This is a genomic window from Brevibacillus antibioticus, from assembly GCF_005217615.1.
Taxonomy (GTDB): Bacteria; Bacillota; Bacilli; order Brevibacillales; family Brevibacillaceae; genus Brevibacillus; species Brevibacillus antibioticus.
Map to the genome: position 1 here is coordinate 5,105,431 of NZ_SZNK01000001.1, position 15,338 is coordinate 5,120,768.

A 15,338-nucleotide genomic window follows, 5' to 3' on the forward strand; every position below is an offset into this window, starting at 1 on the left:
CCATGTGGTGCTTTTTTTATTGTAAGAAAAGGTATGGATGAACCAACAAAGCCGGTGAGAAGAAAAAGCACAGGGCTCGCAGACCTTGACAACGCCTACCCAGTCGGAACTTAAAAAAGGGGACCACGCTTGTCGAACACTTCTTCCTTGAGAAACGTCCGCCCGTAGGGTGGCTTTGGCTCGACGGTCCCCTTTTTTAAGTGTAGACGGCCAGTGAATCCCTCCATGCTGGCGTGTCAGAGTCGAAGAGAACTGTGCTTTTTCTTCTCCTCCACCATGTTGACCCAAACACAGCAGCCCCCCTTGTTTTGTCCCAATCCCTATGTTTAAACTAGTAGAAACCCATTGAAAATCCGTCGAAAGAGAAGGTGATTCTCTTTGTTAGATAAAGCGCAAGAGATTCTACGAAAGTACTTTGGCTACGAATCCTTCCGAGAAGGCCAGAAGAAAATCATCACGAGCCTGTTAGCCGGACATGACACCGTAGGCATCATGCCAACCGGCGGCGGTAAATCCATCTGCTATCAAGTCCCAGCGATGCTCCAGGACGGCGTAACCATCGTGATCTCCCCACTCATCTCGCTGATGAAGGATCAGGTCGACGTGTTGGTCAGCATGGGCATTCCCGCCACCCAAATTAATAGCTCACTGGATTATAGCCAGGTTCGCGATCGACTACGTATGGCGGCGCGTGGAGAGTACAAGCTGCTGTATATCGCCCCAGAGCGTTTAGAATCCGAAACGTTCCAAAACCTGATTCAAGATGTTCCGATCTCGTTTGTGGCAGTGGACGAAGCGCATTGCGTCTCGCAGTGGGGGCACGATTTCCGTCCGAGCTATTTGACGATTGCCCGTTTTCTTCAATCCTTGCCCCAGCGTCCGCTCGTCGCAGCCTTGACCGCCACAGCGACACCGGAGGTAACCGAGGACATCAAGCGACAGTTAGAATTACAGGACGAACGCCTTTTTATCACAGGGTTTGGCCGGGACAATCTCATCTTGTCTGTACGCAAGGGGGAGAACCGTCGAGAATTCATCCAGGAGTACCTGCGGGCGAATAAGCAGCAGGCGGGTATTATTTATGCGGCAACAAGAAAAGACGTGGACGCCTTGCATGCAGATTTGGACAAGCGTGGCTTTGCTGTGACCAAATACCATGCAGGACTGACGGAGGAGGAGCGTGCGGCCAACCAGGAAGCATTCCTGTTTGATGACGTCCGTACGATGGTCGCGACTAACGCATTTGGCATGGGAATCGACAAGTCCAATGTGCGCTACGTCATTCATTACAACATGCCGAAGAACCTAGAGGCGTATTACCAGGAAGCAGGCCGTGCGGGACGCGATGGGGAGCCAAGTGAGTGTATCCTCCTGTTTCAGCCCCAGGATATCCAGACGCAAACGTTTTTCATCGAGCAGAATCAACTGCAAGACGAGCGCAAGGAGCTGGAGTACAAAAAGCTGTACGCGATGATCGACTATTGCCGGACGCCGCGCTGCTTGCAGCAAAACATCGTGCAATACTTCGGCGAAGCAGATGCTGTCGCGTGCGGACGCTGCGGGAACTGCACCGATGAGACCGAGCTGTCCGATATTACGCTCGAATCACAGAAGATTTTCTCCTGTGTAAAACGTATGAGAGAGCGCTTTGGTGCCGCACTCGTCGCGCAGGTACTAAAAGGCTCCAAAAATAAAAAGGTCACCCAGTTTTCCTTCGATCAGTTGCCTACGTACGGTTTGATGAAGGAATACAAGGAAAAAGAAATTGCAGACTTGATCCAGCTCCTCATTGCCGAGGGCTATTTACAAGTAACGGAGAGCCAATATCCAATTGTAAAGCTAGGGGAGCGGGCATTGCCTGTTCTGCGGGGCGAAGAGCGAGTCGTGCAAAAAATCTCGATACGCCCTGTGCAACTGACAGAGGATGACGAGTTGTTCGAGCACCTGCGCGCGTTGCGCAAGGAAATCTCGACGCGACAAAAGGTACCGCCATACGTGATTTTCCCGGACAGTACCTTAAAGGAAATGAGCAGTGTTTGCCCGACTGACAAGCAGGCCATGCTCAAAATCAAAGGAGTAGGCGAGGCGAAATTTGAGAAGTACGGGGAACTCTTTCTAGAGTGTTTGCAGAACTATGCAGCGATCAAGTCGTGACATTTACGTCACGACTTTTTTACTATTTTTCCTTTCATATGCCTGCTATAGTTAGATAGCAACCCAGAATTTTCATACATAATAGAATAGGAGGACAATAAGAGCAACACAATCGAGGGGCACTGACAGACTAAGAGAGACAGAGGGGAAAACATGAAAAAACTAGCGAAGGGCTTATTAAGTGTAGCACTTACATCCATGGTGCTAGGCAGTGCGATGATGGGGGTCGCCGCACCGGTAAAAGCCGCAGCAACACCTACCAAAATTACACTGCTGGGTACATCTGACATTCATGGACGATTCATGCCGTGGGATTACGCTTTGGATGGTCCGAATCCAAATGGCAGCATGACGCAGCTGTTCACGATGATTAAAGAGATTCGCAAAGAAAATCCGAATACCGTGTTGCTGGATGCAGGCGATTCGATCCAAGACAACTCGGCAGAGCTGTTCAACGACCAACCGCAGTCTCCTATCATGGTCGCGATGAACGAAATGAACTATGACGCATGGGCTTTTGGCAATCATGAATTTAATTTTGGACTCGATGTATTGGGCAAGGTTAGCAGCCAATACAAAGGCACTGTTTTGGCAGGGAACATTTACAAAGAAAATGGCGAGCGTTTCTTGCCAGCGTACACGATCATTGAACGCGCAGGTGTAAAGATCGGCGTCGTGGGGATGAACACGCCAATGATTACCGATTTCGAAAAAGGAACCGATCATCTGGATGGCCTCGTGATCAAAAACCCGGTAGAAGAAACCAAGAAAGCCGTAAAAGAGCTAGAAGGCAAAGTAGACGTCATAATCGGTCTCATGCACATGGGCATCGAGAATGAAAACGGCATTCCGGGTACTGGCGTAGCAGATATCGCGAACGCCGTTCCAGAACTGACCGCGATCTTTGCAGGTCACATGCACAAGCTTGTGAAAAAGGAAGAGATCAACGGCGTCTTGATTTCCGAGCCGGACAAATATGCTACTCATATCTCCCGCATCGACTTGACTTTTGAAAAGAAAAACGGCAAGCTCGTGCTGACTGACAAGGAAGCGACTGCGCTCCCTGTAAAAGGCGCAGATGGCACACCAGCAGTATCCGATGCAGCGCTGGAGACCAAGCTCCAGCCATTCCATGAGTTCGCACGTGCAGATGCCAACATCGTCGTAGCAGAGCTCAAGGGCATGAACCTGGTTGCGAAAAACGAAATCGAGGGCATCCCGACGGTTCAAATTCAGGAGACGCCACTATCTGACTTTTTCCATGAAGTGATGCTCTACTACAGTAAGGCAGACGTGGTTGCCCACCAGATCGACAACGACAAAGCCAAGCTGGATGTCGGTCCGATCAAGAAAAAGGATATCGCTTACAACTACCAATACGCAGGTGGCGAGATTACTGTTTATAAAGTAACGGGAAAAGACTTGAAGGACTATATGGAATGGGCTGTGGGCTACTTCAATTCCACGCGCCCTGGTGACGTGACCATAAGCTTTGATCCAAAACGTCGCGCTTCCAAATACAGCACCAACGATTTCTTCGGTGGCGTGAAATACGAAATTGACCTGACGAAGCCATACGGCAGCCGCATCACGAACCTGCGCAAGCTCGATGAGACACCGATCAAGGCGGAAGATACATTGAAGCTCGGAATGAACTCATACCGGATGGAAGCTTTGCAGGCAAAAGGTGGCGCGTTGGAAGGACGCAAGTTCGAACAGCTGTGGTCTTCCAAAGACAATACGGCGTTTGGTGAAACGGGTGGAACAATCCGCAATCGTGCTATTGCGTACCTGAAAGAAGTGAAAAAAGGCGTTTACGAGCCAAAAGTACAAAACAACTGGAAGATTACAGGTGTGGATACTAAGGCACCTGAACGCAAGGACGTCGTTGAACTGATCAATGCAGGCATTCTGAGCGCACCGAAAACAGCAGATGGCAAATACACCAATATCGCTTCCATCAACATCAAGGACGCGGTAACCAAAGAAGAAATCACCGAGCTGACTGCAAAAGCAAAAGTCGATGCAGCGAAGTTTTCGACCGTTAAAACAAAAGGCGAATTTTATCATCAACTGAACGAAGCGAGAAAGGCTGCGGAAAAATCGGTCACACCGCCAACCAAAACGCAGCAAAAAAAATAACAGAGATGAACGCAAGAAAGCCGTGACGCTAGTAGTCACGGCTTGTTCTTTTTGTATGAAGCCAATCCCAATCTGTTAACGAACGATTCTTCTGCGATACTTCACCAAGTACAACAGGAACCCGAGCAGCAGCAGCCCTTGACCAACAATCGCACCAGAGATGGAGATGCCGATATAGGTAATCAAGTAGTAAATGCCGGAGCCCACTGCCATCAGCAGATTCTCGATGAAGTTCTGAATCGCAATCGTTTTCCCGGAACCGACCATCCGCTTGCCTTCATCCTGCAAGACGGTATTCATCGGGATAATGAACACGCCGCCCATGAACCCGACGAGAAGCAATAGGCAGATGGCAACAAAGGTGTTGTCCGTCCAAGGAAATAACACGATGATGAGAAACATTCCGAATCCGTATGTCAGCGATCGAGTGAAATGAGTCAAAGGAATGAGCTTCGGAGCGAGAAAAGCTCCGGCGATAATTCCGATGGATGTCGTTGCGAGAATCAGAGATACAGAGAAGCTCTCCGGGTTAATCCCTAGCGCGAGGGGAATCCAGGCCAGAACAGCAACACGCAGGACAGCAGAGGACATCCAGAATGCTCCGGTTCCAATCAGGGAAAAGCTCGTTTCCGGTCGATTCATCAGGTACTGGAAGTCGATGAAAAAGCGTCTTGCTTCTGCCCCATAGCGAATGGATGCATTCCCTCTCATGCGCGGAATGAAGAAAGTCATACCGAGCGACAGCAGATAGATCAGCAGACATATACCTGACGAGATAAGCGGTGCTGTCATGTTCGCGATGGCTCCACCACCACCGATTCCTGTCAAAATCGCAAAGATCGTAAAGGCTTCGATGCGTGCATTTGCATGAAACAGTTCATCTTCATTTCGAGTCAGCTCCGGCAAGATTCCATACTTGGCCGGAGAATACACGACCGCTCCGACTCCTACTGTGAAGTAACACAACATCAGCATCAAGATGCTCGATTGGTCAATGAAAAACAGCAAGACGACACCAAGCGCCTTAATCAGGTTGCCGATCACCAGCACGATTGACTTGGCGTGCTTATCGGCAAAAGGTCCAACCAGTGGAGCGAGAAAAATGTAAGGGAGAAAGAATGAAATCGATACGAGTGCAAGCATCGCGGGAGAAAAACCGTTCTCCCGCAGCAGATTCGCGATGACAAACAAAATCATGTTGTCGGCAAAGGCCGATAGAAATTGAGTGAAGTACAGGGCTTGTAGTGGTTTTAATCGTATGTTCACATCATTTTCCTCCCGTTTCGGCCAGTTGTTTCAGACTGACGTAATCCGTTTTCCCGCTACCGAGAAGTGGTAAATCCTTGATCAGTTGCATCGTCCCTGGGATGAGCAGTGGCGAGTATTGTTTTTCCGTCAAATACGCGCGCAATTGGCTCAGTTGAACCGATTCATCTGTGGTAAATAGCAGGACACGTTCACCTTTTCGCGCATCATTCACTGTGATCGCAGCAAAACCAGAGTGTCCAAAGCATTGCATAGCCAGTTCTTCAACCAGATTGAGCGAAACCATCTCGCCGCCGATTTTTGCGAAGCGCTTCAGGCGGGATTGAATACTGAGAAAGCCGTCCTTGTCAGCGGTAACCAAATCACCTGTGTGGTACCATTCCTCAGCGGGAACAAAGCCTTTTCCATGAATCATATAACCCTTCATGACGTTCGGACCCTTCACCAAAAGCTCTCCGCCAGCATCGATTCCTGCGACGGCTTCCAGCTTGGCGGACATTCCTGGCATCAAACGACCGACGGTTCCTGGTTTGTTAGCTAGCGGGGTGTTGAGCGACAGGATCGGAGCTGTTTCCGTTGCCCCATAGCCTTCAAAAATCCGCACACCGAACTTTTCCATCCACAGCTTGCGCACATCGTCCTTTAGCTTTTCGGCTCCTGCAAATACGTAACGTAAGGTGTAGAAGTTGTAAGGATGGGCCATACGTCCGTAACCAGCCATAAAGGTCGAGGTTCCGAAGAGAATCGTTGCGTTTTGATCATAAACCAATTCGGCAATCGCCTTGTAATGCAGCGGACTTGGATACAGAAAGACCGGAATTCCTTTGATGACTGGCACAAGCGTTCCTACAGTTAGTCCAAAGCTGTGGAACATTGGTAGCGCATTGAAAAACTTGTCGCGACTCGTAATATCGATTGTACAGGTAACCTGTTGGATATTCGCGTACAGGTTGGTATGCGTGAGTACGACACCTTTTGGCTTGCTCTCACTGCCGGAAGTGAAGAGGATCAGCTCGTTAGTAGTAGCCGAAGCTTTTTTCTTCCGTAAATAAGAGAAGAGTGCGGACACTTTGTCAAAAGCAGTCGCTGATGCTTTCAAATCTTCAAGATAAATAATTTTCATGCTCGGTGAAAGACCTGCGACGATGTGCTCCAGCTTCCCTTTTTCAATAAATACGCGCGAGGTCAGGATCGTATCGATATTTGCGGTCTCACAGCAATCCAAAAGGGAACGGATGCCAAGCGAAAAGTTCAGGATGGCTGGAGTGGTCCCGATACGGAACAACGATAGCAACGTTACGAGATGACCCACTGAATTGGGGAGGAATACCCCGACGACAGGTTTCCCCAAGAGCATCGGCTGCAATTTGTTGCCGAGTAAGTAGCTGCCGATTAACAAGGTCTTGTAGTCGATCGCGGACGTCAGGTCCTTAGCGATTTCCATTTTTGCACCATTCAGGCGAGCTGCTTCGAGAACTTCATCAAACAGATTCACGTTTTGCTTCATTCGGCTCTCGAACAAGCCTTCTTGGAGAGTGCGCAGGATACGATCATTGGCAGTGGCTTTTTGCGCGCGCATCGACAGGTTTTGATCGCGCTCGATGGTAAACGGAGTGCCTACTGTCATGGTCACATCAGGGAACCAGGAGAGCTTCAGCTTTCCTTTCAAATACGAGAAGATTGAACGTTCCAGGCCATTAATGATGATCGGATAAACTGTTACACCAGTACGTAGAGCGAGATAGCCGACACCGCTGTAGATTTTCATGATGCCGCCCGTCGTCGTGATCCGGCCTTCTGGAAAAATCACCAGCGTCTGTCCGTTTCGGAGGACGCGGAGCATGTGACGGATGGAGTACGGGTTGAGCGGATCGATCGCGATATGCTTGCGGAAGCGGAGGAAAAACGCAAACCGCTTGGCGATCTCCGTATTGACGACAAAGGTCGCTTCTTTTGGCAAGCAAAAGGATAGGAGTACCGCATCTAGCAAGGAGACGTGGTTGGGAGTGATAAGAGATGGCTTCGATAAGTCGATTTTGGAGAGTCCAAACACACGAGGACGGAACCATAACATCAATATCGTTTTTAAGAAAGAATAAATAAGGGCCATGTGGACCACACCTTTACAAAGGATTATGTCGTTGTTCTATCGTTCTATAGCTTTCATTGTAAAGAGTGGAGCATGTAAAAAAAGTACCAACATTCATTGGTACCTGGTAATAAGACCTAGAATAGCTTTTTTTGGCTGGCCTTTGTGGCCGCTTCCTTGCTTGTTTTGACGCCCATTTTTTTGAGGATTCGGTTGATGTGATTTTTGATCGTACGCTTCGTGATGTGGAGAGATTGTTCAATCTGTGTCTGCGTATGACCTTGGTGGATTAGTTGTAGGATATCCCTCTCTGCGGGAGATAACAGCTTTTGATTTTCATCGTTTTTCAAACGCAAAAATTCGTTGCGCAGTGCCGCAGCTGCCGTAGGGTGAATGGCAGATTGACTGCTGTGAGCAGCACGGATGGCGTCGGGAATTTCCTTGAAGCTCGATTTGCTGATGTAGTTGACGGCACCCGCTGAGAAGGATTCCACGATCACTGCCTCGTCTGTCAGAGAGGTGAGCATGATGATTTTACTGTCAGCTTGGAGTGCCATGAATTCGATTGCCGTCTCGATCCCGTCCAGATTGTTCTCGGTCAAGTTAATGTCCATTAAGACGACATCCGCTTTGGCAGGCAAAAAGCGCTCGATTGCTTCTGCTTTGAACCCTGCTTCCCCTACTACAGTGAGATCCGGTTCTTTGTTCAGGAAGTCAATGAGACCTTTGCGCCAGACGGGATCATCCTCTACTAAAAATACCCTGATTGGATTCATGATTGTGAGCGTCCTTTCGCTATTCAGAGTCGTTTATGATGACGCGCTTTTTCGGGAAGAACAGGAAAACGGTGGTTCCTTTGCCTTGCTCACTGTAGATTTCCAGTTGGCCCTGATGCTTTTGCATGACATTGTAGCAGTAGGAGAGCCCGAGACCAAAGTTTTGCCCTGTCCTTTTTGTCGAGAAAAAAGGATCGAGCACGTGAGGTAGGTTCTCTTTGGTAATGCCTGTCCCTGTATCCGCGACAGTGATGATGAGATGCTTGTGGGACAAAAATAGCTGAAGATGGAGCTTGCCGCCCGACTTCATGGCTTCCAGCGCATTCATGCACAAGTTGGTGATGACTTCGCGCAGTTGTACGCCATCTCCATATAAGCGAAGTGTTTCGTCCAATTCACTAACGACTTCTACCTGTTGTTTCAGGATATAGGGCGTCAGGTTTTGTGTGACTTGCCCGATGATTTGGCCGGGATCACATGGTTCTTCGCGCAGCTCGACGTCCCGCAGCTGGTTTTGAATTCGATTCATCATGTCCAGCATATGCTGCGAGGATTGCATCAGGACAAGCGCGTCTTCTTTTAGCGACGGCTGGTTGGTTTCATCTGCATATGTCTCGATACGGTCGGCATACAGCGAGATTTTGCCAGCTTCATTTTTGATCGTATGGTTAATGATTTGTGCACCGGAAGTCAAGGCGCGCAAGGTACTGTCCAGACGCCTTTTTTCTACGCGGAGACGGACGCCAAGGAAGCCGTATTTCAAACTGATGGCAACGATCAGGATAAACTGGATCGTGACCACGCCAATGTTGTAGCGCCAAGCTTCGTAATCGTTCTGAGTGCGCATGATATAGATGAAAATAAAGACGAAAAACAACGGAACGATGATGAGTACGTTCGTGAAAAAGCTGTTCTTTTTCACGAGTGGATCTTTTTCTCGCATGTACTGTACGACAAGCAGCGTACAGGAGAACAGAAAAAACGGAATCACCCATGCCACCATAATCCAGTAGTTAAAAAGCAGCTCGGGATAAACGGGTGTAATCCAAAGCATCCCAAGCGGCAGGCTGAGAGCGGCATATTGTATCGTCAGCTTTACTCTGCGAGACAAGAATTCAGCTGAGTGCACGGAAAACATGAGAAACGTATAGGGCAAGCCCGCTTGGCAAACAAAAGAAGAGATACGGCTTACTACTATCAGGGTGTTCGTGGCCCCCGGCTTTGCGGCCAGGTAATCTGCAAAATGGGGCATGATCGTCTCGTCAATCGCGCCTGAGATAAAGCCCCCAGCCCCAACAAAGGCAGTCGCGCAAGCCCAGCGGATCGACGTTCGTTTCGGGTCTGTGAACAGTACGAACAGACCTAATGCCCATATGGTAAACACGATGAAAACCATCATGGATTTGCTATCTCCTGTCAATCATTATTTATCTATTATATCGTACACCAGAGAAAGGAGACGGAAAAATAAATCATCGGGACAAAAACGGGGGTGCGGAGGCGAAAAACAGCAAGCAGGTTTTTCCAAATATTCGTGGAATTGAGAAGGACTGGTTGTGCATTTCGTGACTTTCTATCTATTCAACGGTGGGTGATAGAGTGAAACGATTAGATTTAATATTCCAGACGTTAGTAGACGCTGGTCCTGATAAAAAAGTAAGCGCTTCAGAGCTGGCTGAGCAGCTTGGTTTGAGTCGAGCGAATGTGAGCAGCGATTTGAACCGTTTGTGGAAGGAAGGACGAATCGGGAAGGAAGAAGGGCGTCCGACGCTGTTTTTTGCCCAGGAAGGAAACGATTCGCTCTATTTGGCGGAGACGTCGCTGGACAGGCTGGCGAAAACCAACAAGAGCCTGATCACACGTATTGAGCAGGCAAAGGCCGCCGTTTTGTATCCGCCGCGAGGGATGCATTGCTTGATTTTGGGGGAAACAGGTGTAGGAAAATCATGGTTCGCTGGGATGATTCACGAGTTTGCCGTTGATATTGGACGCCTAGACAAGCAAGCTCCTTTCGTGATTTTTAACTGTGCCGATTATGCCAACAACCCGCAGCTCTTAATCAGTCAATTGTTCGGAGTCAAAAAAGGGGCGTACACCGGAGCGGAGATGGACCGCAAAGGACTCGTGGAAAAGGCAGACGGCGGTATTCTTTTTCTCGATGAAGTACATCGGCTGCCGGCGGAAGGACAGGAAATCTTTTTTACGTTTATGGATAAGGGCATATTCCGCCGCGTAGGGGAAACAGAGATGGAGCGGACGGCTCACGTCCAGATCGTCATGGCCACGACAGAAAATCCGGAGTCGAGTCTCTTAAAAACATTCATGAGGCGCATTCCGATGGTCATCAAGCTGCCATCTTTGGTTGAGCGTGGTTTGGAAGAGCGTTTTCGTATTACGATGGAAATTTTTCAAGAAGAAGCTTTTCGGTTAGGGAGAGAGATTCAGATATCGGCCAATGCTGTACAGGCATTTTTGTGCTATCACTGCCCGAATAACATTGGGCAGTTAAAAACGGATATTCAGCTCACTTGCGCCAGTGCCTATGCCGAATTTATTTCGTTAAAAAAGAATCAGCTGCACGTATCGGTTCAGGACCTGCCACATCATGTCAAGCAAGGGCTGCTTTTGGTGAAGGACTACAAGCAGGAGCTAGATGAAATCATTGGAACGGAGCACAATTGCTTTGTCGTGCAGCCATCAAAAGAGGGCATCTGGATCGGACGAGAAACAGGGGATACGACGGACAGTGTCTATGAAAAAATCGAGCAAAAAATATATGAGCTGCAAAACCTCGGTGTGAGTGAAGAAGAATTGGAGTTTGACATCGAGAATTATTTTACGACCTTTATCAAAGGTGTTCATCAACGCGTGAATAAGGGCGACATGGCCCGGATTATCGACCCGTTTATCATTCACCTCGTGGAAGAGATCGTTCGCTTTGCAGAGGCCAAGCTGGAGAAGATTTTGAGCCAGAAGGTGATCTTTGGTCTCGCGCTGCATATTCAGACGTCGAAGGAGCGCCTCGCACAAGGTAAGCAGATCGTCAATCCGCAAATCAACCATGTGCGAATCAAATACAAGAAAGAGTTTGCTGTGGCGCTAGAGTGCGTGCGCATGATAGAAGAAGCGATACTCATGGATCTGCCGATTGGTGAGGCTGGATATTTGACCATGTTTTTCGTGCTTGACGATGTCAGCATGGAGGAAGAACGGGAAACAATCGGGGTGCTCGTGATTACGCACGGTAGCGGCGGTGCGACAGCGATGGTCGATGTGACGAACCGATTGCTGGTCACACAATATGCGAGAGCCATCGATTTGCCGCTCGAAGAAGATTCCATGAGTGTTTTGGAAAAAGCACTGAAAGTAGCCAGAGAGATCGGGAGCAAGGCTGGAATACTGTTGCTCGTAGATATGGGGTCGCTGCTCGGCTTTGGCGAAATTATTGAGCGGGAGATCGGCATTCAGGTCAAGGTCATTCCGATGGTCAGCACGCCGCATGTGATTGAAGCCACTCGAAAGGCTATGCTCGGTCATTCACTGGAGGATGTTTACCGGGATGTCTTGGGCATGTCGCTCTACCAGCGGGAGGAGCAGCCGAAGGAGCAGGTGCAAAGGCATGTTCCGGCTCTGACGATCGTCGCAGCCTGCCTGTCTGGGGAAGGCAGTGCCTTGTTTTTGAAAAAGCTGCTGGAATCGAGGCTCAGGTACGATGATAACGTGCTGGAATTTGTACCGCTGCAACTGATCGATAAGGCACAAGCCCGCAGTCAGCTTCGAAAAATCAAGGAGGAGAGGAAAATTCTCTTCGTGGTGAGCAATTACATTCTCGACCGCGAGTTGCGCCACCATAGCATGGACGATGTTTTGAACGGAGAGGCGATGTCTGATATCCAGAAAGTGATCGATCTGGAAGAGGCCTATCTGAAGATGCAAGAATCGCTTGGGGAGCACCTGCAAAGGGTAGACGGACAAGATATTCTCGCTGACGTGAGGATGTGTGTCGGTCGTATGGAGGAGCGCCTGAACAATTCTTTGGTTTTTGACACGCGAATTGGGGCCTACTTGCACATCTGCTGCCTGGTAGATCGTTTGAAAGCTGGGGCGCAATCCGTAGCGTACATTCAAAAAGACAGTTTTTTGCTGGAGAATCGCAAGCTGTACAGCTTAATCCGACATGAATTGTTGCCGCTGGAAGACAAGTATGAGGTAGTGATTAGCGAAGACGACGTTTGTTTTATCATGAATTTCTTCATACACAATAAAACACTGGCGTAACCAGTGTTTTATTTTTTGACTTTTCTTTACTCAGAATCAAACACTATAGCGTTTACATAAAAACACTAATGAGGATGACAGGCGATGAGGTCGCGAAATATGCCATACTATGCGGTTTTTTTGGTAAGCGCATACATTTTTGGTGTTTTGGCATGTAACTTGCTCTTACAAAAAGGCATATCGTCGAGAGGAGGGGGTACAATGAATATTTTATTGTGTTGTGCAGCGGGTATGTCGACAAGCTTGCTGGTTCAAAAAATGGAGGAGGCTGCCAGAGAAAAAGGGTTGGACGCTAAGATATGGGCAGTTTCCGCAGATGATGTCAAAAATCATATCGATCAAGCAGCGGTGCTCTTGTTGGGGCCACAAGTTCGTTACAAGCTGACAGAGATGAAAAAAGAAGGGGCATCCAGAGGAGTTCCTGTAGATGTAATCAGCACGGTTGATTACGGAACCTTGAACGGGAAAAACGTGCTTGAGTTTGCACTTCGTCTAAAACAGTAGGAGGGGGATGCGTATGGGCGGATTTGTTTCATTTATGGAAAACCGCATGATGCCGATAGCAGGAAAAATGGCGGAACAAAAGCATCTGCAGGCTATTCGTGACGGAATTATCCTTACTTTGCCTTTGTTGATCATTGGTTCACTGTTCCTCATCATTGGCTTCATACCAATACCTGGTTATGACGAATTCATGAGCGGAGTTTTCGGCGAAAAATGGCGGACAAAGCTACTGTATCCGGTAGGAGCTACCTTTGACATCATGGGATTGATTGTCAGCTTTGGCGTCGCCTACCGACTAGCAGAGAAATACAAGGTCGATCCACTGTCGGCTGGAGCGATTTCTGTTGCTTCCTTCTTGCTCGCTACTCCGTATAAAGTCATGTTCACCCCTGAGGGAGCGAGTGCAGCCCAAGAGATAGGCGGAGTCATCCCGGTTACGCTGATGGGCAGTCAGGGACTTTTTGTAGCCATGATATTGGCGATCTTATCAACGGAGATTTATCGTAAAATCATCCAAATGAAAATCGTCATTTCCATGCCACCCGGAGTTCCCCCTGCCGTTTCCCGCTCTTTTGTGGCATTAATCCCTGCGGGTGCTGTGCTTGTCGTTGTCTGGCTGATTCGAATTCTTTTGGAAAACACCTCCTTTGAGAGTATTCATAATATTGTAAAAGATTTGCTTGTTGGACCATTGAGTGTGGTCGGCAGCAGCTTGATTGGCGCCATTATCTGCGTATTGCTTATTCATATACTCTGGGCTGTTGGTTTGCATGGTGCGGCGATAGTCGGTGGCATAATGAGTCCCATCTGGCTGACACTGATGGACCAGAATAGAGCGGCGTTTCAGGCAAGTCCGAACGGTGAATTGCCGAACGTCGTTACCACGCAATTTTTTGACATGTGGATCTATGCAGGGGGATCAGGTGCCACTTTGGCTCTCGTTGTCCTGATGGTATTCATGGCACGAAGCAAACAAATGAAAAACATCGGCAGACTCTCGCTCGGACCTGGTTTGTTTAACATCAATGAACCGGTCATCTTCGGAATGCCGATCGTCATGAACCCGCTCCTGATTATTCCGTTTGTGTTTACCCCTGTCATATTGGTTATTATCAGCTATTTTGCGATGTCTCTCGGATGGGTAGCAAAGCCAAGCGGAGTAGCCGTTCCGTGGACGACACCACTATTTTTCAGCGGGTATTTGGCTACAGGCGGAAAAGTATCGGGGATGGTTCTTCAAGCGGTGAACTTCCTCATCTCACTCGCGATCTACTATCCGTTCTTCCGCTTGTGGGATAAACAAAAGGTAAGTGAAGAAAAAGCTGGTACTGCTTCCGATACAGCTGTGACTATGTAATCGCTAGAGGAGAGGCTATCTATGAAATTGATTGTGAATGCAGACGATTTTGGGTATTCCAAAGGCGTCAATCTGGGAATCGTCGAAGCACATCGGGAAGGAGTCGTTACTTCTGCGACCTTGATGGTCAATATGGAGGGGTTCGAGCACGCTGTAGGGTTGGCCAAGGAACATCCAACGCTAGGAGTAGGCATTCATCTGGTACTCACATGCGGATCGCCAGTCAGTCAGGACGTACCATCACTAACGGATGGAGAGGGGCGCTTTCAACGCGGGCAAGCTCATTTGATTTCTGCTGCACCGGAGGAGATCGAGCTGGAGCTGCGGGCTCAATTGGAGAGGTTCGTGGCGTCGGGGATCAAGCTGACGCATATCGACAGCCATCACCATGTACATGCACATCCAGCCGTTTTGCCGATTGTTCTGAAGCTGGCAGAGGAATATAGAGTGCCCGTTCGCTATCCGTGGATGTCCGGGACACAGGAGCAGCGAGACCAGTCGAGTGTTCCTACGACAGAAGGCTTTTCTCATCATTTTTATGGAGACGACCTCACCGTACAATCCTTCGTCAGGATCATAGAGGATATGGCAGATTATCCTGTGGTTGAGATCATGACGCACCCTGCTTATTTGGACGAAGCGGTACTGACAGGCAGTTCATACGCAAAGCAACGAACCACAGAATTGAAAATCTTAACAGCAGCAGAGTTAAAACAGTACATTCGCGATCAAAAAATACAGCTCGTGACTTTTAGCGAACTTGGATAGGTGG

The 15,338-nt window shown here is 48.7% G+C and carries 10 protein-coding genes; 6 read left to right on the forward strand and 4 right to left on the reverse strand.

The features are described 5' to 3' along the window. Window positions 1–378 precede the first annotated feature (378 nt). Both recQ and E8L90_RS24720 read left to right on the forward strand, forming a co-directional pair. Window positions 379–2,154: a DNA helicase RecQ gene (gene recQ, locus E8L90_RS24715; protein ID WP_137031759.1), complete on the forward strand. Its 1,776-nt coding sequence runs from the start codon at window positions 379–381 to the stop codon at window positions 2,152–2,154. Window positions 2,155–2,307: 153 nt separating this feature from the next. Further along, window positions 2,308–4,296 (forward strand): bifunctional metallophosphatase/5'-nucleotidase, encoded by a 1,989-nt coding sequence (locus E8L90_RS24720; RefSeq protein WP_137031760.1) that lies wholly within the window; start codon window positions 2,308–2,310, stop codon window positions 4,294–4,296. A gap of 75 nt (window positions 4,297–4,371) precedes the next feature. Here the strand turns inward: E8L90_RS24720 and lplT are convergent, their stop codons facing one another. The 4 genes from lplT to E8L90_RS24740 form a co-directional block, all read right to left on the reverse strand. Continuing rightward, a complete protein-coding gene (gene lplT, locus E8L90_RS24725) occupies window positions 4,372–5,562 on the reverse strand; it encodes a lysophospholipid transporter LplT (RefSeq protein WP_137031761.1) in 1,191 nt (396 codons plus the stop codon). A 1-nt stretch (window position 5,563) separates the two neighbouring features. After that, on the reverse strand, window positions 5,564–7,672 hold the full coding sequence (locus tag E8L90_RS24730; RefSeq protein WP_137031762.1) for an AMP-binding protein: 2,109 nt from the start codon (window positions 7,670–7,672) through the stop codon (window positions 5,564–5,566). Window positions 7,673–7,788: 116 nt separating this feature from the next. Beyond that, window positions 7,789–8,427 (reverse strand): response regulator, encoded by a 639-nt coding sequence (locus E8L90_RS24735; RefSeq protein ID WP_137031763.1) that lies wholly within the window; start codon window positions 8,425–8,427, stop codon window positions 7,789–7,791. 19 nt (window positions 8,428–8,446) lie between these two features. Next, on the reverse strand, window positions 8,447–9,826 hold the full coding sequence (locus E8L90_RS24740; RefSeq protein WP_137031764.1) for a HAMP domain-containing sensor histidine kinase: 1,380 nt from the start codon (window positions 9,824–9,826) through the stop codon (window positions 8,447–8,449). Between the two features lie 200 nt (window positions 9,827–10,026). Between E8L90_RS24740 and E8L90_RS24745 the strand changes: the two genes are divergently transcribed. The 4 genes from E8L90_RS24745 (at window position 10,027) to chbG (ending at window position 15,334) form a co-directional block, all read left to right on the forward strand. After that, the gene (locus tag E8L90_RS24745) at window positions 10,027–12,705 is read left to right on the forward strand and encodes a sigma-54-dependent transcriptional regulator (RefSeq protein ID WP_137031765.1); all 2,679 of its coding nucleotides are present in this window, start codon (window positions 10,027–10,029) and stop codon (window positions 12,703–12,705) included. A gap of 201 nt (window positions 12,706–12,906) precedes the next feature. Next, a complete protein-coding gene (locus E8L90_RS24750; protein WP_137031766.1) occupies window positions 12,907–13,209 on the forward strand; it encodes a PTS sugar transporter subunit IIB in 303 nt (100 codons plus the stop codon). A gap of 7 nt (window positions 13,210–13,216) precedes the next feature. Next, complete coding sequence (celB, locus tag E8L90_RS24755; RefSeq protein ID WP_137031767.1) at window positions 13,217–14,566, forward strand: PTS cellobiose transporter subunit IIC; 1,350 nt, start codon at window positions 13,217–13,219, stop codon at window positions 14,564–14,566. 21 nt (window positions 14,567–14,587) lie between these two features. Next, window positions 14,588–15,334 carry a chitin disaccharide deacetylase gene (gene chbG, locus E8L90_RS24760; RefSeq protein WP_137031768.1) on the forward strand — a complete coding sequence of 249 codons (747 nt, stop codon included), beginning with the start codon at window positions 14,588–14,590 and terminating at the stop codon, window positions 15,332–15,334. Window positions 15,335–15,338: the final 4 nt, after the last annotated feature.